This window comes from Oscillibacter sp., from assembly GCF_031978065.1.
Classification (GTDB): domain Bacteria; phylum Bacillota; class Clostridia; order Oscillospirales; family Oscillospiraceae; genus Oscillibacter.
On record NZ_DALZCH010000038.1, the window covers coordinates 1 to 16,328 of the forward strand.

The 16,328-nt window shown below is 51.5% G+C and carries 11 protein-coding genes; 4 read left to right on the forward strand and 7 right to left on the reverse strand.

The window, feature by feature from the left end; genetic code table 11:
• The first annotated feature begins 833 nt into the window (after positions 1-833).
• From RTK01_RS07505 to RTK01_RS07520, 4 genes are all read left to right on the forward strand, one after another.
• Positions 834-6,749, forward strand: a complete 5,916-nt coding sequence (locus RTK01_RS07505; RefSeq protein WP_312280382.1) for a glucoamylase family protein — start codon at positions 834-836, stop codon at positions 6,747-6,749.
• Between the two features lie 141 nt (positions 6,750-6,890).
• On the forward strand, positions 6,891-9,320 hold the full coding sequence (locus RTK01_RS07510) for a GH36-type glycosyl hydrolase domain-containing protein (RefSeq protein WP_312280383.1): 2,430 nt from the start codon (positions 6,891-6,893) through the stop codon (positions 9,318-9,320).
• A gap of 388 nt (positions 9,321-9,708) precedes the next feature.
• Complete coding sequence (locus tag RTK01_RS07515) at positions 9,709-10,068, forward strand: GIY-YIG nuclease family protein (protein WP_312280384.1); 360 nt, start codon at positions 9,709-9,711, stop codon at positions 10,066-10,068.
• Positions 10,052-10,354, forward strand: a complete 303-nt coding sequence (locus RTK01_RS07520; RefSeq protein ID WP_312280385.1) for a DUF2087 domain-containing protein — start codon at positions 10,052-10,054, stop codon at positions 10,352-10,354. The genes RTK01_RS07515 and RTK01_RS07520 overlap by 17 nt, the downstream gene beginning before the upstream one ends.
• 309 nt (positions 10,355-10,663) lie before the next feature.
• On the opposite strand, the gene RTK01_RS07525 is transcribed toward RTK01_RS07520, so the two are convergent.
• From RTK01_RS07525 to atpF, 7 genes are all read right to left on the reverse strand, one after another.
• Entirely contained in the window at positions 10,664-10,804 is a 141-nt protein-coding gene (locus tag RTK01_RS07525; protein WP_294854921.1) for an LDCC motif putative metal-binding protein, read from the reverse strand.
• 211 nt (positions 10,805-11,015) lie between these two features.
• Entirely contained in the window at positions 11,016-11,420 is a 405-nt protein-coding gene (gene atpC / locus RTK01_RS07530; protein WP_312280386.1) for an ATP synthase F1 subunit epsilon, read from the reverse strand.
• 36 nt (positions 11,421-11,456) lie between these two features.
• Positions 11,457-12,857, reverse strand: coding sequence for a F0F1 ATP synthase subunit beta (gene atpD / locus RTK01_RS07535; protein ID WP_312280387.1), 1,401 nt, complete (start codon positions 12,855-12,857; stop codon positions 11,457-11,459).
• A gap of 40 nt (positions 12,858-12,897) precedes the next feature.
• A complete protein-coding gene (atpG, locus tag RTK01_RS07540; protein ID WP_312280388.1) occupies positions 12,898-13,779 on the reverse strand; it encodes an ATP synthase F1 subunit gamma in 882 nt (293 codons plus the stop codon).
• A 6-nt stretch (positions 13,780-13,785) separates the two neighbouring features.
• Complete coding sequence (atpA, locus tag RTK01_RS07545; protein WP_312280389.1) at positions 13,786-15,318, reverse strand: F0F1 ATP synthase subunit alpha; 1,533 nt, start codon at positions 15,316-15,318, stop codon at positions 13,786-13,788.
• Positions 15,315-15,839, reverse strand: a complete 525-nt coding sequence (gene atpH, locus RTK01_RS07550; protein ID WP_312280390.1) for an ATP synthase F1 subunit delta — start codon at positions 15,837-15,839, stop codon at positions 15,315-15,317. The genes atpA and atpH overlap by 4 nt, the downstream gene beginning before the upstream one ends.
• Positions 15,836-16,324 (reverse strand): F0F1 ATP synthase subunit B, encoded by a 489-nt coding sequence (atpF, locus tag RTK01_RS07555; RefSeq protein ID WP_312280391.1) that lies wholly within the window; start codon positions 16,322-16,324, stop codon positions 15,836-15,838. Before atpF ends, atpH begins: the two co-directional genes overlap by 4 nt.
• Positions 16,325-16,328 lie beyond the last annotated feature (4 nt).

Here is a 16,328-nt window from a genome sequence, read left to right on the forward strand (position 1 = left end):
TCCGCAGTCTTTGACAAACTACGGCCAATTTTTGTATTTTAAAGGTCCTAATTTGTGGAACTGTAAATAGCATGGGTGCGCTCTATAAAAACGTTTACCGGCTGGTAAAGTCTATGGAGACCTTCTCGCAAAGCTTAGCTATGAGCTGAATAACCTTGTTTATGTCCTAAATATCCACACCTGCACTTCTGAGACGTTGATTGAACGGCAGGTATAACTACTGCTGGAGACAAAAAATGTGGGCGTTGAGGAGATCAATCCTCGGCGCCCACATTTTTGAGTTGCCGGGGTAAGTCAAAACGCTTTTATACTCCCGCCAATAAATCTAAAAAGCATTATCGTTCTTGCACTTTTCTGTTCAAGCCTTAATAGCGCTCACATTCCAATAGAGATACACCATCAGGCTTGTCCCAAAGGGCAAGTCTTTTTTCTGTTCATTTCACTATTCAGATGGAATAGTCATCGGCTTCAATAATGCGAAAGACTCAATCGCTTGCAGGATTGCAATGTGTTACATGAATTTTTTTAATCTAACAGGAGACTAATAAAGAAGTATTGTGCTGCTCTTATTGAAAAGCAGGCAGGCTGTCTGGCAAGAGATGCCGTCATATATGGAGGATTTCTTAAATTAGGAGGAGCCTCAATTGCAGATCTTCTTAAAGAAAATTGATTTTTATACCCCTTTGCCGGTTATTTTACTGATACTGTTTCTATTGTCTTGTTTTGTTCTATTCATGGTATATTACCGACTTAAAAACTTTGGAAAAAAGGTTGATTTTTCGGCTTGTTCATCAGAAGTAGATCCACCGGGCCCTGGCGATTGGGAGAAGCAAATGATTGATCTGGCGGAAGGCCACGGTCTGATTACTCTGACGGGATACAGCTTTGTTCTGAACGATCACAATCAGGCCGCCTATAAAAAGCTGAATCAGATCAGAAACAGCATTTCTGCCGTATCCGCCGATATCATTTTTCTGATTCCAGCGGCACGCTGGCTCTTTGACAATTTTCAGATGTTATATCGGGAAATTAAAAAAGTGCGCACCCTGGCAATTGGCCACACCGCATTGCCTGTTTTGAAAGGGAAGGAATACCGTGATTTCCCCCGCATCTATATCGTTGCAAAAAAAATGGTGGCTCTTTCCGGGGGACACCTGAGCGAAGAAAATATTTCCGTGATGCTGAAAGCTTATCAGCAGAAGATACCGCTTACGGATAGGGAGATCTGGGCTTTGCCGGAAGTGCTGGGCTTTTGCATTCTTGAAGAGATTCTTGCAACCGCGGATGAAATCCTTCGTATAATCAATGTGAAGTTAAAGGCGGAAGAATTTCTCCGTGATAAGCTGGCGGAGCTGAGGGAGCCAGCCAACCTATCAGCGCTGCTTTGCAAAATAGATGATAGCTTAAGGCTGAATTGCTCGTTCCATTCCCATGTAATCTATCTGTTGAAAAACATGTCCTTTCACGAGGCTTCCATACAAAGATATCTGGAGTATCATTTTTCCTCTCGGGACACACAGGTGAAGACCTCCGGAATATTTCAGGAGGAAGGAAAGGCCGAATCGCTTCTTGAGACAAATATCCGGACTTTGATTGTTAGTCTGAGAGATATCAATGAAGTGGACGAAGAGGAATTTTTTGCGAAATATTCCTGTTTGGAACGAATTTTATTACAGGATCCGGACGGTATCTATCAAAAGATGGATTTGGAATCCAAGGGCATGTACCGCGGAGTCATTGTTGAGCTATCACGCCGGTATCGGCTGACGGAGGAAAAAATAGCGAAGGACTGCTTGGAACTGGCGGTTCAGGGAAGAGAGGACCTGCACTGCTCCCATCATGTAGGGGCTTATCTTCTGGGTAAAGGATATCCGATCCTGAAAGCAAAAACGTTGGGAAAGCCAACTCCAAAAAGCATTAAAAAAAGGATGAATGTGAAGGGTTTGCTTTACTTTCTCACCCTGTTTCTGATTTTTTTGGGGCTGGGCGCCTGCGCGCTCTATGCGTTTCGGACCCTTGGCGAACTGAGGGATACCGTTCGGTATGTAATTGTCCTTCTGGCGACGATGCCACTGTTAGTGGGGATTTCCACAGAGATTACAAATTTTATATTTACCAGAAGAATTAAAGTCAAAAAGATTCCCTGCCTGAACTATCTGAGGGAAATACCGGAAGAAGCACGGACCTTTGTGGTTATGCCGGTAATCGTCTCCTCCAAGGAACAGGGTCTGGCTTATATGGAGCGCCTTCAAAAGCATTATCTTGCGAACCGGCAGTCAAATCTTTTTTTCGCGCTGCTGCTCGATTTTGAGGATTCCCCGCATCCGTCCGCACCGAAAGACGCGGTGATTGAAAGCGCTCTTACTGCGCGTATAAAAGAACTGAATGAGCGCTATCCGTCGGAGTATCCGCGCTTTTCCCTGTTTTTTCGCTGCCGCAGATGGAATGAAGCAGAGAATTGCTACATGGGATGGGAGCGCAAGAGAGGGAAGCTGGAGGAGTTTAACAACCTTTTAAGCGGGATGAGCGGGGAGGATACCACATTTTCGTCCATTTACTGCGACCGGGAGCTTCTTACCACCTTCCGGTATGTGATTACGCTGGATGCGGACACAAATCTGCTCCGTGACAATGCCGCAAAGCTGGTGGGCCTGATTGACCACCCTTTGAATCAACCGATTCTGGATCCCGCTAATCAAACGGTGAAGGAGGGCTATGTCATTATACAGCCCTCGGTCAGAAATCATATCGCAGATAAAAACGGCAGCAAATTTACGAAAATTTTTTCGGGAGAATCGGGCCTCGCTCATTACGGGGCCGTCATATCGGATATTTATCAGGATATTTTTAACGAAGCGATTTATACCGGGAAAGGCATTTATGACATCAACGCATTCCACAAGGTGCTTCAAAACAAGGTGCCGGAGAACCGAATTCTCAGTCATGACCTTTTTGAAAGCTGCTATGCACGGACAGCCTTTTCCAGCACGGCTAAGATTATGGACAATTTTCCAAACAACGTTTTATCCTTTGCCAAAAGGGAACACCGATGGCTGCGCGGGGACTGGCAGCTGTTACCCTGGCTGCTTCAGAAAAAGGCCCCGGATGGAAAAACCCTATGCCCACTTTCAAAATGGAAAATCTTCGATAATCTGAGAAGAAGTCTGGTACCTCTGAGCAAGGTGCTGCTAATCTTACTGAATTTGGCGTGGATGCCAAACGCAGGCTATCTTTGGCTGCCCTTTGTTTTTTTTAACGACCTGTTTTCCATGGTGATCCTGCTGTTCGCAGTGTTCATCCGGAAGCTGATCCGCCCGGAGCTGGCCTTTGTTTATAAAAGTTTTTTAAAGGACCTTGCCATGATGTTGGAAAGGGCGCTACTGGAGTTTACGATCACTCCCTACCGCGCCTATATCGCATCCGACGCAATGATCCGAACCCTGTATCGAATTTTTATAAGCAAAAAAAACCTGCTTCACTGGAATACGGCGGAATCAGTGGATTCCTCCATCGTCAACACCAGAAGAGGATATTTTCTCAGCATGTGGAGCTCCCTTCCTCCTGCGCTTGTGCTTGCCATTCTTTTATTTGCGGGATATCTGAGCCCTGCGGAAATGATTCTGACAGGAATTATCATGGTCGACTGGGGCGCCGCCTTTGAAATCGCATACCGGATTAGTCGGCCACAAAACAGGCTTCATTCCAAGGAGAATGCACAGGGCAGTGAGCTGCTTCTGGATATTGCACGCAGAACCTGGCTGTTCTTCAAGGAGCTTTCCACAAAGGAAAATAATTGGCTTTGCCCAGATCATTGTCAGATCTCGATGGCTGAAAAAGTCAGTAATAAAACATCTCCCACTAATATCGGGCTTCAGTTTCTTGCGATCCTGTCGGCCAGAGATTTCGGGTTTGAAACGTTGAGCTCCACGGTTGAAGCCGCGGAAAGCCTGTTGGAAACCGTTCAGAAGATGCCGAAATTTAGGGGGCACCTCTATAACTGGTATGATATTAAATCTCTGGAGGTGCTCAATCCTGCCTATCTTTCAACCGTAGACAGCGGTAATTTCCTGGGGCATCTGGTCGCCCTGAAAAGCGGACTTTCAGAGCAGATTGACAAGCCTATCTATCCGGGCCGTTTTCTGTCCGAGCTCATGGCCGCAGTTCAGTACAGCAATGAGGAGATCCAGCGCAAAGCAGACGCTTCTGCCGACAACAGCCTTAGAGCCGGGTATCAAAGCATCGGAGAGCTGATAGAAAATATTGCGGACATCTGGGAGGACTTAAACGCGAGGGACCTCAGACCGCCCGCGGATTATCCCTGGAGCAGGCACCTGATGAACCTCATCGACAGTACCGTGGAGGAGGCCTCCGCCTTAAGCCTGAAGGAAGAACTCGTTTCTTCTTCTCCCTCACTCCGCCGTATTGCGGCCGGAAATAATCGATTTTCCGGTAACATGGTGAATCGGATCAAAACGCTGGGCGATCAGATAGACTGTATTTTGGCAAATACTGATTTTCGCTTTTTATTTGACGAAAAGAGGATGCTGTTTCACATTGGATATCATGTATCCTCGCATACGCTGGATGAGGGCTGCTATGACCTGATGGCGTCGGAATCGGCGCTCACCAGTTTCCTTGCGATTGCCATGGGACAAGTACCGCTAAAGCATTGGTATAAGTTAGGGCGGCCTCTGACCATTGTCAACGGCATTCCGTGTTTCGTATCCTGGAGCGGCACGATGTTTGAATATCTGATGCCAAACCTTGTTCTCAAGGAATACGAAGGCTCGGCCTATGCGCAGACTTCTCTAGCAGCGGTGCTTCAGCAGATGAACTATGCAAAGGAGGCGGGGATACCGTGGGGGATCTCGGAATCCCAATATTACCGTTTTGATTTAAACTCAAATTACCAGTATAAAGCCTTCGGCGTTCCAAAGATAAGGCTCCAGCCGGTCCGTAAGGACTCGTTGGTGGTTGCTCCCTATGCAACAATGTTGGCGCTGGATGTTGCGGGAGAAGAATGCATCGAAAATTTAATGCGGCTGAAGGAACTGGGCGCCTTCGGCACTTACGGCTTCTTTGAGTCCGTTGATTTCAATGTGCCAAATTCTGTGGAGCTGAAGCCCTATTGTATCGTTAAATCCTATATGGCGCATCATCAGGGAATGAATCTGGCCGCCATTGATAATTATTTGAATCAGGGCATCCTGCGGCAGAGGTTTCATGCGGAGATGATGATCAAGGCCACTGAAGTCCTGCTGGAAGAAAAACGCCGGTCCTACCTGATTTCGATTGCGCGGCAGGGGTATACGATAAAAATTGGAAAGTCACTGTTCAAAGAGGATCATTACAGCAACCGGTATATCAACAGTACAGCTGTGAATCCGCCGGTTGTGGATTATCTGTCAAATGGTAAGTACTCCCTGATGATTACCTCGGATGGGGATGGCTTTAGTCAATATGAAGACCGGATGCTCTATCGCTGGCGACCTGATATTTACGCGAACACAGGAAATTATATCTATATCAAGGACATGGAATACAGCAAACTATGGAGCGCCGCTTATCATCCTACCAAAACGGAGCCGGACCATTACGAGGCGGTTTTCTGCCCGCACCGCGCGGAATTTAAACGCAGGGATGGAGATATCTCGTCAGATATGATTGTCAGCCTGGATGCAGACCGTACCTTTGAGATACGCAAGATTATGCTCACCAATCACGGGAATCGGGAGAAGCGGCTGGAAGTGACCAGTTACGTGGAGGTGGTAGACGATACCTATCTGGCGGAGTTAAGCCATCCTGCGTTTAACAAGCTCTTTCTGGAGAGCGAGTATCTGGAAGAGCAGGAAATCTTCCTTACAAAAAGGCGGCGAAAGACGGACTCGGATCATTCCTATGTGGTGCATCTGGTAAAAACGAGAGCGAAGCTATGCAAAAAATTGGAGCATGAGAATGACAGAAAGCGCTTTATCGGAAGAAACAATACTCTGGAGAATCCAGACTCTGTGGTCAGCAGCATCGCCTTCAATCACTCGGGATTTTGCAATGATCCAATTATGAGCCTGCGGGCGCAGTTCTGCATAGGCGCAGGAGAGACCGCCTGCATCTCTTTTATTACCGGGGTATGCAGCAGCAGGGAAGAGGCGATCAAGGTGGCAGGAGAACTGAGTGCAGGCTACCGGATTGATGATATTCTGGAAAAGTTCAGGCTACAAAAGAGTCTGGAATTAAAGTATCTGGAAATAACCGGGCCACAGCTGAACGCCTTTCAGGATTTGATTGGCCCAGTCTTCTATCCTGCGCGTGGTTACCGGGGTCCGGATGAAACTATCAGGCGGAACTATATGAACCAGAGTTTTCTGTGGAAGTTCGGTATATCCGGTGATCATCCCATTTTGCTTTTGACCGTTCGATCCATTGGAGAGGAACAGATCGTAAAAGATGTATTAAAGGCTTACGAATATCTGAGGATGAATCGTGTTCTGGTAGATCTGCTGATCCTGATTGATTCCAAGCATGGTTATCTTCGGGAGGTGGATGAATTCATTAACGATATGACAAGTTCTCTTCGGATATATGACTCCGGAAATGAAAAGCCAAGCTTTTTCACCCTGCACACGTATGACATGAAACCGGCGGAGATCGATTTATTGTATACGGCAGCACGGATTGTGTTTTCAGGGAAGACGGGAATTTATTTTACCGATGAAAATGAAAATCCGCATGAGCTGATTGAAAAGTATTAGGCCTTTTCTGCACAAAAAAGCGAAGAATCTTGGAAAGAAAATCGTGCCTGTTTTGACACAGCACGGCAAATTTCAGCCGAAACAGGCTCTGATTTTTTGATGGCTCCAACAGTAAGCCCAAACGGTAAGGAGGAGGATGCTTTGGACACGGCATATGCACCAGCAAAGCAGGAGAAAGACGCAGACGGGCATGAATTTTTTAATGGCTTCGGGGCATTTGTCAGTGGAGGCAGAGAATATGAAATCCTGCTGGAGGGTAATAACAAACCGCCGTCGCCTTGGATTAACGTCGTCTCAAACAAGAGCTTTGGATTCCAGATATCTGAATCCGGCGCGGGCTTTACCTGGAGCATCAACAGCAGGGAGAACAAGCTTACGCCCTGGTCCAACGATCCTGTAAGCGACAGAGCCGCTGAAGCGATCTATATCTTGGATGAGACGACTGGCGAGGTAATGACCCCCGTGTCCCTCGGAAGGTCGGATCGGGGCGTTTACCGTGTCAGGCATGGCTTTGGATACAGTAGATTCCTTCATCAGGAAGCGCTTGTCGACCAGGAGCTGACGGTTTTTACCCCTTTGGATGAGCCGCTGAAGCTTTGGAGCCTGAAGCTGACGAACCGCTCGGATAAGGTAAAATATCTCAGCCTGACCTATTATGTGGAGTGGGTGCTGGGCACGGACAGGGAGCGCACCAACCCCTATATCCTGACCTCCTACGACAACGAGCATGAGTGCTTCTTTGCAAAAAATATCTACACGATGAATTTTCAGAGCACCTATTCCTTTCTGTTTTCCAGTGAACCCATCGTCGGCTATACCGGCGACAGGCAGGAGTTTCTGGGGCAGAAGGGTGGTATCCGAGAACCAAGGGGAGCGGAGGTCAAGCTGTCCTGCCATACGGGCGTATGCTATGACCCCTGCGGAGCAATTCAGGTATCCGTTGCCATACAGCCACAGGAGAGCAAGACGGTGCTATTCGGGTTGGGGCAGAGCGGCAGCCTTGACGAGATATTTAAAATCAACCGCAAGTATAAAGATGGCGCCGCTGAAAGAGAACTTGACAGGGTAAAAGCCTATTGGGACAAATTATTGGGAACCGTTCAGGTAAAGACGAAGGACCGGGCGGTGGACATCCTGATGAACGGCTGGCTGCTCTATCAGACACTGTCCTGCCGCATTCAGGCAAGAACGGGATTTTATCAGTGTGGGGGGGCGTATGGATACCGGGATCAGCTTCAGGACGCCCTTTCGCTTCTCCTTGCGGATTCGGGGGTTTTGCGCAGGCAGATTCTGCTTGCCTGTAGCAGGCAGTTTGAAGCGGGGGATGTTCAGCATTGGTGGCATCCTCCTACGGGGATCGGGGTCAGAACGAGAATCTCGGATGATTTGCTGTGGCTGCCTTATTGCACCGCCGCCTATATCCGAAGCACCGGGGATGCTGAAATTTTAAAGGAACAAGTTCCTTATATCAAGGGCCCGGCACTGGAGAAAGGACAGGGCGATGTGATGTTCACGCCGGAAGTGTCCGAGCAATTTGAAAGCGTTTATGCGCATTGCAAAAAAGCGATCTGCCGGACCCGCTTTGGAGAGCACGGACTTCCCCTGATGGGGGGAGGCGACTGGAACGATGGCATGAATGAGGTGGGCGCAATGGGGAAGGGAGAAAGCGTTTGGCTAGCCTGGTTTTTGTACACCGTACTGGGCAACTTCATTCCCTTGTGCAATCAGGAAGGCGACGAGGCCTGCGGCCGGGAGCTGGAGCAGAGACGGGCGGCCTTGCTTCAAAGCATTGAAGAGTATGCCTGGGATGGAGAGTGGTATCTTCGGGCATTTTATGACGACGGTTCAAAGCTTGGTTCAAAGGAAAACGACGAGTGCAGGATCGACTCCATCAGCCAGTCCTGGAGCGTGATCTCAAGGGGGGCGGAAAAGGAACGGGCGAAAACGGCAATACAATCGGCACGGCGTTATCTAGTAAGGGAGGAGGAAGCCCTTTCTTTGCTTTTGGCCCCTCCTTTTCATAAGACAGCAAAGAATCCGGGTTATATTAAAAACTATATTCCCGGCATGCGGGAAAATGGAGGACAGTATACCCATGCGGCGGTCTGGCTGGCAATCGCCGCATCAATGCTGCATGATGATAACATGGCGCAGACCTTGTTCACTATGCTGAACCCCATTTATCTTACGCAAAACAAGAAGGATGTCCTCAGGTACGAGAAAGAGCCGTATGTAATGACGGCGGATATTTCCCTTAGCCCGCCTTATGCTGGAAGAGGCGGCTGGAGCTGGTATACCGGTTCTGCGGGCTGGATGTATCAGGGGCTGTTAAACTGGTTTCTAGGCATCCGAAAAGAGGGGAATGAGTTGGTCATTGATCCGACGACACCTGCAATATTTGGGGACTTTTCCATTGAATATCGGTATGGGAGTTCTCTCTATGAAATCAGGGTTGAAAGCAGAAGCAAGGGAGCGCTGACAACGGAAGCAATCACCGTGGATGGGAAGTTCATTCAGGGCAACAAAATTTTTCTGGAGGATGACGGAAAAACACATCAAATTGTCGTGTAGTTCCCGCCTAGCCTACCCTTGGAATGAAGGAACAGAAAAATCAGACGACCTCACTCGCAGAAAACAGCCGTATCCTAGTCCAAAAGGCCCAGAATTTAAATTCTTCCGCTCCGGCCAATAAAAAGACCGTCGACAAAAGTCGACGGTCTTTTGCTTTTCCTGTATTTAAACTGGGTTTTGGTCCGTATGTGTGTCATAACACTCGAAAGGAAAATCGAGTGACAGGATTTGTAAACCTCTCGTTCAACACTCTACGGAGCGTTGATTGATTATTCTTCGGTAATCGCTTACACTATGTCTGATGGGGCGTCAAGCTTGGATTGCAGCAGAGCAAGCACGGTTTACACGCCTTATAAAGGCATCGGGGAAAGAAGAAGGGGTATCGCAAATGGATTTTGTGAAACGGAAGGAATTGAAAAACGCCTATAAAGAAAAAGCGGTCGTCGGCGGTATCTACCGCATCCAGTGTAACGGGAACGGACGCGCTTGGGTGAAATCCACAACGAATCTGGCGGACCAGCAGAACAAGTTCGCATTTTCCGTTTCGACCAATTCCTGTCCGGAACCGGCCATGCGAACAGAGTGGATGAAATATGGATTACAGTCGTTTTCATTTGACGTTCTTGAGGTATTGAACAAGAAAGAGACGCAAACGGAACGTGAATTTTCGGAGGATATTCAGGCTCTCCATAAAATATGGCTGGAACGGCAGCGGCAGGAAGGCGTCTTACATGGAACAGATTATTAAAATCAAGCAGTTTCTTGATGATTCCGGAAAAATCAAGCAGCTTCCGCAAAAACAAAAAGTGAGACACGCCCTGTTGGAAAATCTCGCCGAAAAATTTGAACTTGGCCGTACGTATTCGGAACAGGAAGTCAACGGTATCTGCAACCTATGGCACACCTTCGGGGATTATTTTCTCCTTCGGCGAGAACTCGTCGACCACGGCCTTTTGTGTCGTGAACGGGATGGATCCCGCTACTGGAGAGCACAGACCGCCGGGCAAAAAACGGAGCTTGAGCATGACTTGTGAATTTCATTCCATTGATCGGAATACTTGGAGCAGAACGCCGTATTTTTACTAATTTACAAATACGCGATGCGATAAACAATCCGTACGCATAAAAAGGCACGCTTTCCAATAAGAAAGCGTGCCTTTTTTATACGACAGAAGCCCCCGTCAGCCACGGCAGGACTTACAGCCTCGGTGGCTATGTGTACTCCGATGTAAGGCACGGGGCTGTCACCGAAAAGCATCGACACTCGAAACAATCGTCAGGCGTTTGGCATCATGAGAAGGGGATCGCCCCGGAGGTGCTTGCATGGTCCGCCGTGGACAGAATCAATTGTGATGACGATTATTATTCTGACGGTTTAATTTGCAGCAATCGGGTGTTGAATTGCCAAATAGCTGCTGATTCGATTTTGCCATCCGGTTCAGATAATTCTGAAAGGCCTTTTTCAAATTTTCCCAAAGTTTCATATATCCGTTCCTCCTTATCAAATCTTATGCACTTACAGTAGCATTCAAGTTTGTAGAAGTTATGTAGAAGTTCTCTTCCGTCCGCATTCCTATAAACACGCACTATAAAAAGCCAACTTCCTATGCGTAATGGCTCAGGTCCCCGGCTTATGTCAAAACGGCTCCGAAGCCCCCTGGTATAATACACCGGAGGGCTTCGGAGTTTGAATTTTCACCGGCGGCCCCGGGTCTTCAGTCTTGCCATTGCCCGGGCCAGAGCGGCCTTGGAATTATAATACTCCGCAATACTCTGCTTGTGGCGCAGGCGTTCCTCGGCCCGCTGCCGGGCTTCCTCCGCCCGCTTGAAATCAATCTCCTCCGGATGCTCCGCAGATGCCACCAGCATAATGACATAGTCCGGCGTAATCTCCGCGAAGCCGCCGCTCACAACGGCGGGATGCCAGACGTTCTCCGCCTGATAGCGCACCTCGCCGGGCTCCACAGCCACCACCGTGGCCTCATGCCCGGGAAGAATCCCGTATTGCCCGTCCTGAATGGGCAGTATCAACGCCTGTGCTTCCCCGGTATAAAACTGGCGGTCAACAGTAACGATCTCCAGATAAAAGGTTTTTTCCATGATTCATCCGCCCTTTCTCACGAACGCTCCCGCCGCTTACGAAACGCCCAGCGCCTTCGCTTTTTCAGCCACCTCGTCCACTGTGCCCGTCATGCTGAACGCCGCCTCGGGAAAGCGGTCTGTCTCGCCGCCCAGAATCGACTCGAAGCTGCGCAGCGTATCCTCCAGCTTGACATAACGGCCCTTCAAGCCGGTAAAGTTCTCCGCCACGGAGAACGGCTGAGAGAGAAACTGCTGCACCTTCCGGGCGCGCTCCACGGTCAGCCGGTCGGCCTCGGACAGCTCTTCCATGCCGAGAATGGCAATGATGTCTTGCAACTCGCTGTATCGCTGCAAAAGCTCCTGCACCGCCCGGGCGGCATTGTAATGGCGCTGTCCAACAATGTCCGGCTCCAGAATGCGGGAGGTGGATTCCAGCGGGTCCACCGCAGGGTAAATTCCCATTTCCACGATTTTGCGGGAGAGCACCGTGGTGGCATCCAGATGGGCAAACGTGGTGGCGGGGGCGGGGTCCGTCAGGTCGTCGGCAGGGACATAGACCGCCTGCACGGAGGTAATGGCCCCGTCTTTCGTGGAAGTAATCCGCTCTTGCAGCATGCCCATTTCGTTGGCAAGCGTGGGCTGATAACCCACAGCGGAGGGCATCCGCCCCATGAGGGAAGACACCTCACTGCCCGCCTGAATATACCGGAAGATGTTGTCGATAAACAACAGCACATTTTGCTTTTCATGGTCGCGGAAATACTCCGCCATGGTCAGACCCGTCAGAGCCACGCGCATTCTGGCTCCGGGCGGCTCGTTCATCTGCCCGAATACCAAGGCCGTCTTGGAAAGGACCCCGGAATTTGCCATCTCGTGCCACAGGTCGCTGCCCTCTCGGGTGCGCTCGCCCACGCCGGTGAACACGGAATAGCCTCCGTGCTCTGTGGCGATGTTGTGAATCAGCTCTTGAATCAGCACGGTCTTTCCCACGCCCGCGCCGCCAAACAGGCCGATTTTGCCGCCCTTGGCATACGGCGCCAGCAGGTCAATCACCTTGATGCCCGTCTCCTGTATGTGTACCACGGGGCTTTGATCCTCGAATTTGGGGGGCTGGCGGTGAATGGACCATTTTTCCGAAGCGCTGACATCCCCCTTCTCGTCAATGGGATCGCCCAGCACGTTGAACATCCGGCCCAGCACTTCTTTCCCCCCAGGGACAGAAATGGGGCCTCCCGCGGCGATCACCTCCGCACCCCTGCCCAGCCCCTCGGAAGGGGAGAGCATAATGCATCGGACGGTGTTGCCGCCCATGTGCTGGGCTACCTCCATTACGGCCTTTTCGCCATTCAGGCGGACTTCAAGGGCATCCTTGATGGACGGAAGCCTCCCTGCGGGAAACTCCACATCCACCACGGGCCCCATAACCTGAACGACGGTTCCCTTGTTTTCAGACATAAAATCACTCTTTCCGAACTTGTTACAAAACGGCCCGCGCTTATTGGCTGCTGGCCTGCGCGCCACCCACCACCTCGGTAATCTCCTGCGTAATGGCGGCCTGCCGGGCACGGTTATATTGCAGATTCAACTGCCGGATTAAATCCGCGGCGTTTTTCGTGGAGTTGTCCATGGCGGTCATCCGCGCCTGCTGCTCCGAGCAGAAGGATTCCACCAGCAGGCTAAAAAGCATGCCGTTGACATAGCGGGGGACCAGCGTGGTCAGCACTGCCGTCTCAGACGGCACGTAGGTCATCGAATGCACATATTGGGACTGATCGTCGGGCTTCCATGGAAAGGTATCCCGGCTGAGGGGAAGCAACTGCACCATTCGCGCCTCCAGCTTCATGGAAGTCACCATCTCCGTGTAAACGGCGTACAGTGCATCCAGTCTTCCCAGGCGGTATTCCTGCGTCAAAAAGGTTCCAATTTCCCGGGCTCTGTGCATATTGGGGTTCTGGGTGGAAAACGGAAACTCCTGCACGGGAATCTTCCGTTCCCGAAACCAGGAAAGACCCACCTGTCCCACCACAAATATCCGGCAGTCGGGCGTTTTGGCCACCGCCGCCTCCGCCAGCTTGAGTACATTGTGATTGTAAGCGCCTGCCAGACCCTTATCGCCGGTAATAATCACGTAGGCCACGGTACCCTGAGAACGCTCGGCCCGAAATGCCGGGTCCAGATAAGGGTGCGTCAGCTCGGGGGAGCGGTGGAGAATATCGGTGATGGTTCTCTCAATCCGATCAAAGTACGGCTTCACGTCGTTTAGCTGTTTGCGCGCTTTTCGCAGATTGTTGGAGGAAATCAGGTACATGGCGTTGGTGATTTTCCGGGTTTCCTGCACACTGCGAATATGGGAACGAATCTCCTGCATACTTGCCATTGGGCATCACCGCCCCTCTTTTTCCGCAGACACGGCCCCGGTGCGCGCTTTATACGCCGCAAGCTCGGCGCGGATAGCCTCTGCCGCCGCGTCGGAAATCACGCCAATTTTTTGAATTTCTTCCGTCACCTCGGCATGCGAAGACTCCAGTTCGTCCACAAAGCTGCGGACAAACGCAGAGACCCGGCTCTGCGGCACGTCGTCCAGCAGACCGCCCGTGGCCGTATAGAGAATGACCGCCTGACGGTACATCGGGATGGGATGATAAAGGGGCTGCTTGAGCAGCTCCATCATTCCTTTGCCGTGGTCAAGCAGCTTTTGGGTGGATGCATCCAGATCAGAGGCAAACTGATTGAATACCTCCAGCTCCCGGAAGCGGGCCAGATCAATCCGCAGCGTGCCTGCGGCTTTTTTGATGGCCTTGGTCTGGGCCGAGCCTCCCACGCGGGACACGGACAGACCCACATTGACGGCCGGCCTCTGCCCGGAGAAAAATAGGTTTGACTCCAGATAAATCTGCCCGTCGGTAATGGAAATGACGTTGGTGGGAATATAGGCCGACACATCGCCCGCCTGCGTCTCAATGATGGGCAGCGCCGTCATGGACCCGCCGCCGTATTTTTTTGTCAGACGGCAGGCGCGCTCCAGCAGGCGGGAGTGAAGATAAAACACATCGCCGGGGTAGGCTTCCCGTCCGGGGGACCGTTTTAAAAGCAGAGACAGCGTACGGTAAGCCACGGCGTGCTTGGAAAGATCGTCATAGACAATCAGCACGTCTTTGCCCCGGCTCATAAAATATTCACCCACGGCCGCGCCGGTATAGGGGGCGATATATTGCAGCGGGGCAGGCTCGCTGGCGGTGGCGGAGATAATGATGGAATAGTCCATTGCTCCGTATTTCTCCAGCGTATCCCGCACCTGGGCCACGCTGGACGCCTTTTGTCCGATGGCCACGTAGATGCAGATCATGTCCTGCCCCTTCTGGTTGATGATCGTGTCCACGGCGATGGCGGTCTTTCCGGTCTGGCGGTCCCCGATGATCAGCTCCCGCTGGCCCCGGCCGATGGGGACCATGGCGTCGATGGCCAGAATGCCCGTCTGCATGGGCACATTGACTTCTTCCCGGGTCACAACGCCGCTGGCCTCGTGCTCAACGGGGCGGGTCTCCGTGGTTTCCACAGGGCCTCTTCCGTCGATGGGCGCGCCCAGCGCGTCCACCACGCGGCCCAACAGCCCGTCGCCCACGGGCACGTCCGTGGTCCGTCCGGTGCGGCGAACCGTCGCGCCCTCGCCCAGATTTTCCTCAGGCCCCAGCAGCACGCAGCCGACGCTGTCCCGCTCCAGATTCATCACCATGCCCCGCACGCCGGTTTCAAACTCCAGCAGCTCGCCGTACACCGCGTTATCCAGTCCATAAACTGTGGCAATGCCGTCGCCTACGTTTAAAACCGTGCCGGTTTCGCTGCGCAGGGCCTTGTTATCGTAATTTGAAATTTCCTCCCGCAGGACGGAGACAATCTCATCCGCTTCATTTTTCATATCATTCGCCTCTCTTGCAGTTGCCTCTCCATATCCCGGAGCTGGCCGCGGACGCTGTAATCATAGGTAAATCCATCGATCTCCAGAACAAACCCGCCCAAAAGGCCGGAGTCTGTCTCGATTTCCAGTTCCACCGCGTCTCTGTGATGCAGGGCGCACAGCCGCTTCCGAAGTCCGTCCAACTGCGCCCCGTCCGGGATATGGACACAGCGCATCCGGCACGCCGCCGTATTGCGTGCCTCCAGCTCCAGCGTATGAAACGCCTCGGCAATCTCGGGCAACAGCGCCATCCGGTTTTTGCGCGCCAGCAGCCTGTAAAAATTTAAAAGCCGGGCATCTTCCTTTAAAACGTCCAGCCGCTCTAGCACCCGTTCTTTCTCCATGCGGTCAACGGTGGGGTCCTCCAGCACGCGGCGTAGCGGCGGAGTGTCCCCAATCAGACGGATGGCGCGAACAAAGCGCGCCCTGTCCATCCCTAAGTCAAAGCAGGCCGCGGCATAGCGGCGGGCAAGCTCACTCATGACGGATCACCCGACTCGGACAAAAAGGAGTCCACCAAAGCCAGATCGTTTTTCCGGTCCAGCTCGCTCTGCGCCACCTTGGCCGCCGCCAAAAGCGCAAGCTGGGCAACCTCCTTGCGCACACCGCGAAGCATGCTTTCCCGCTCGGCCTGGAGCTGGCGGCGGGTGGTTTCCATCAGCTTTTGCGCGTCGGTCCGGGCGCTGTCCAGCGCTGCGTCATACTCTTTTTGCGCCTGCGCTCTGGACTGAGCAAGAAGCGTCTCGCTCTCCTGCCGGGTCTGGGCCAGTTGCTGTTCATACTGGTCATGCAGTTGCCCGGCCAGCTTTTTTTCGCCCGCGGCATCCTCCCGGTCCTTTTGGATGGCCTGCGCCCGGCTGTCTAAAATGCCGGTTACCTTCTCAAACAGGAAGTGCTTCAGAAACAGCCAAAGCACCAGAAGGTTGATGACGGTAAATAAAATTGTGTAGGGACTGAAGTTGAGCACAAAA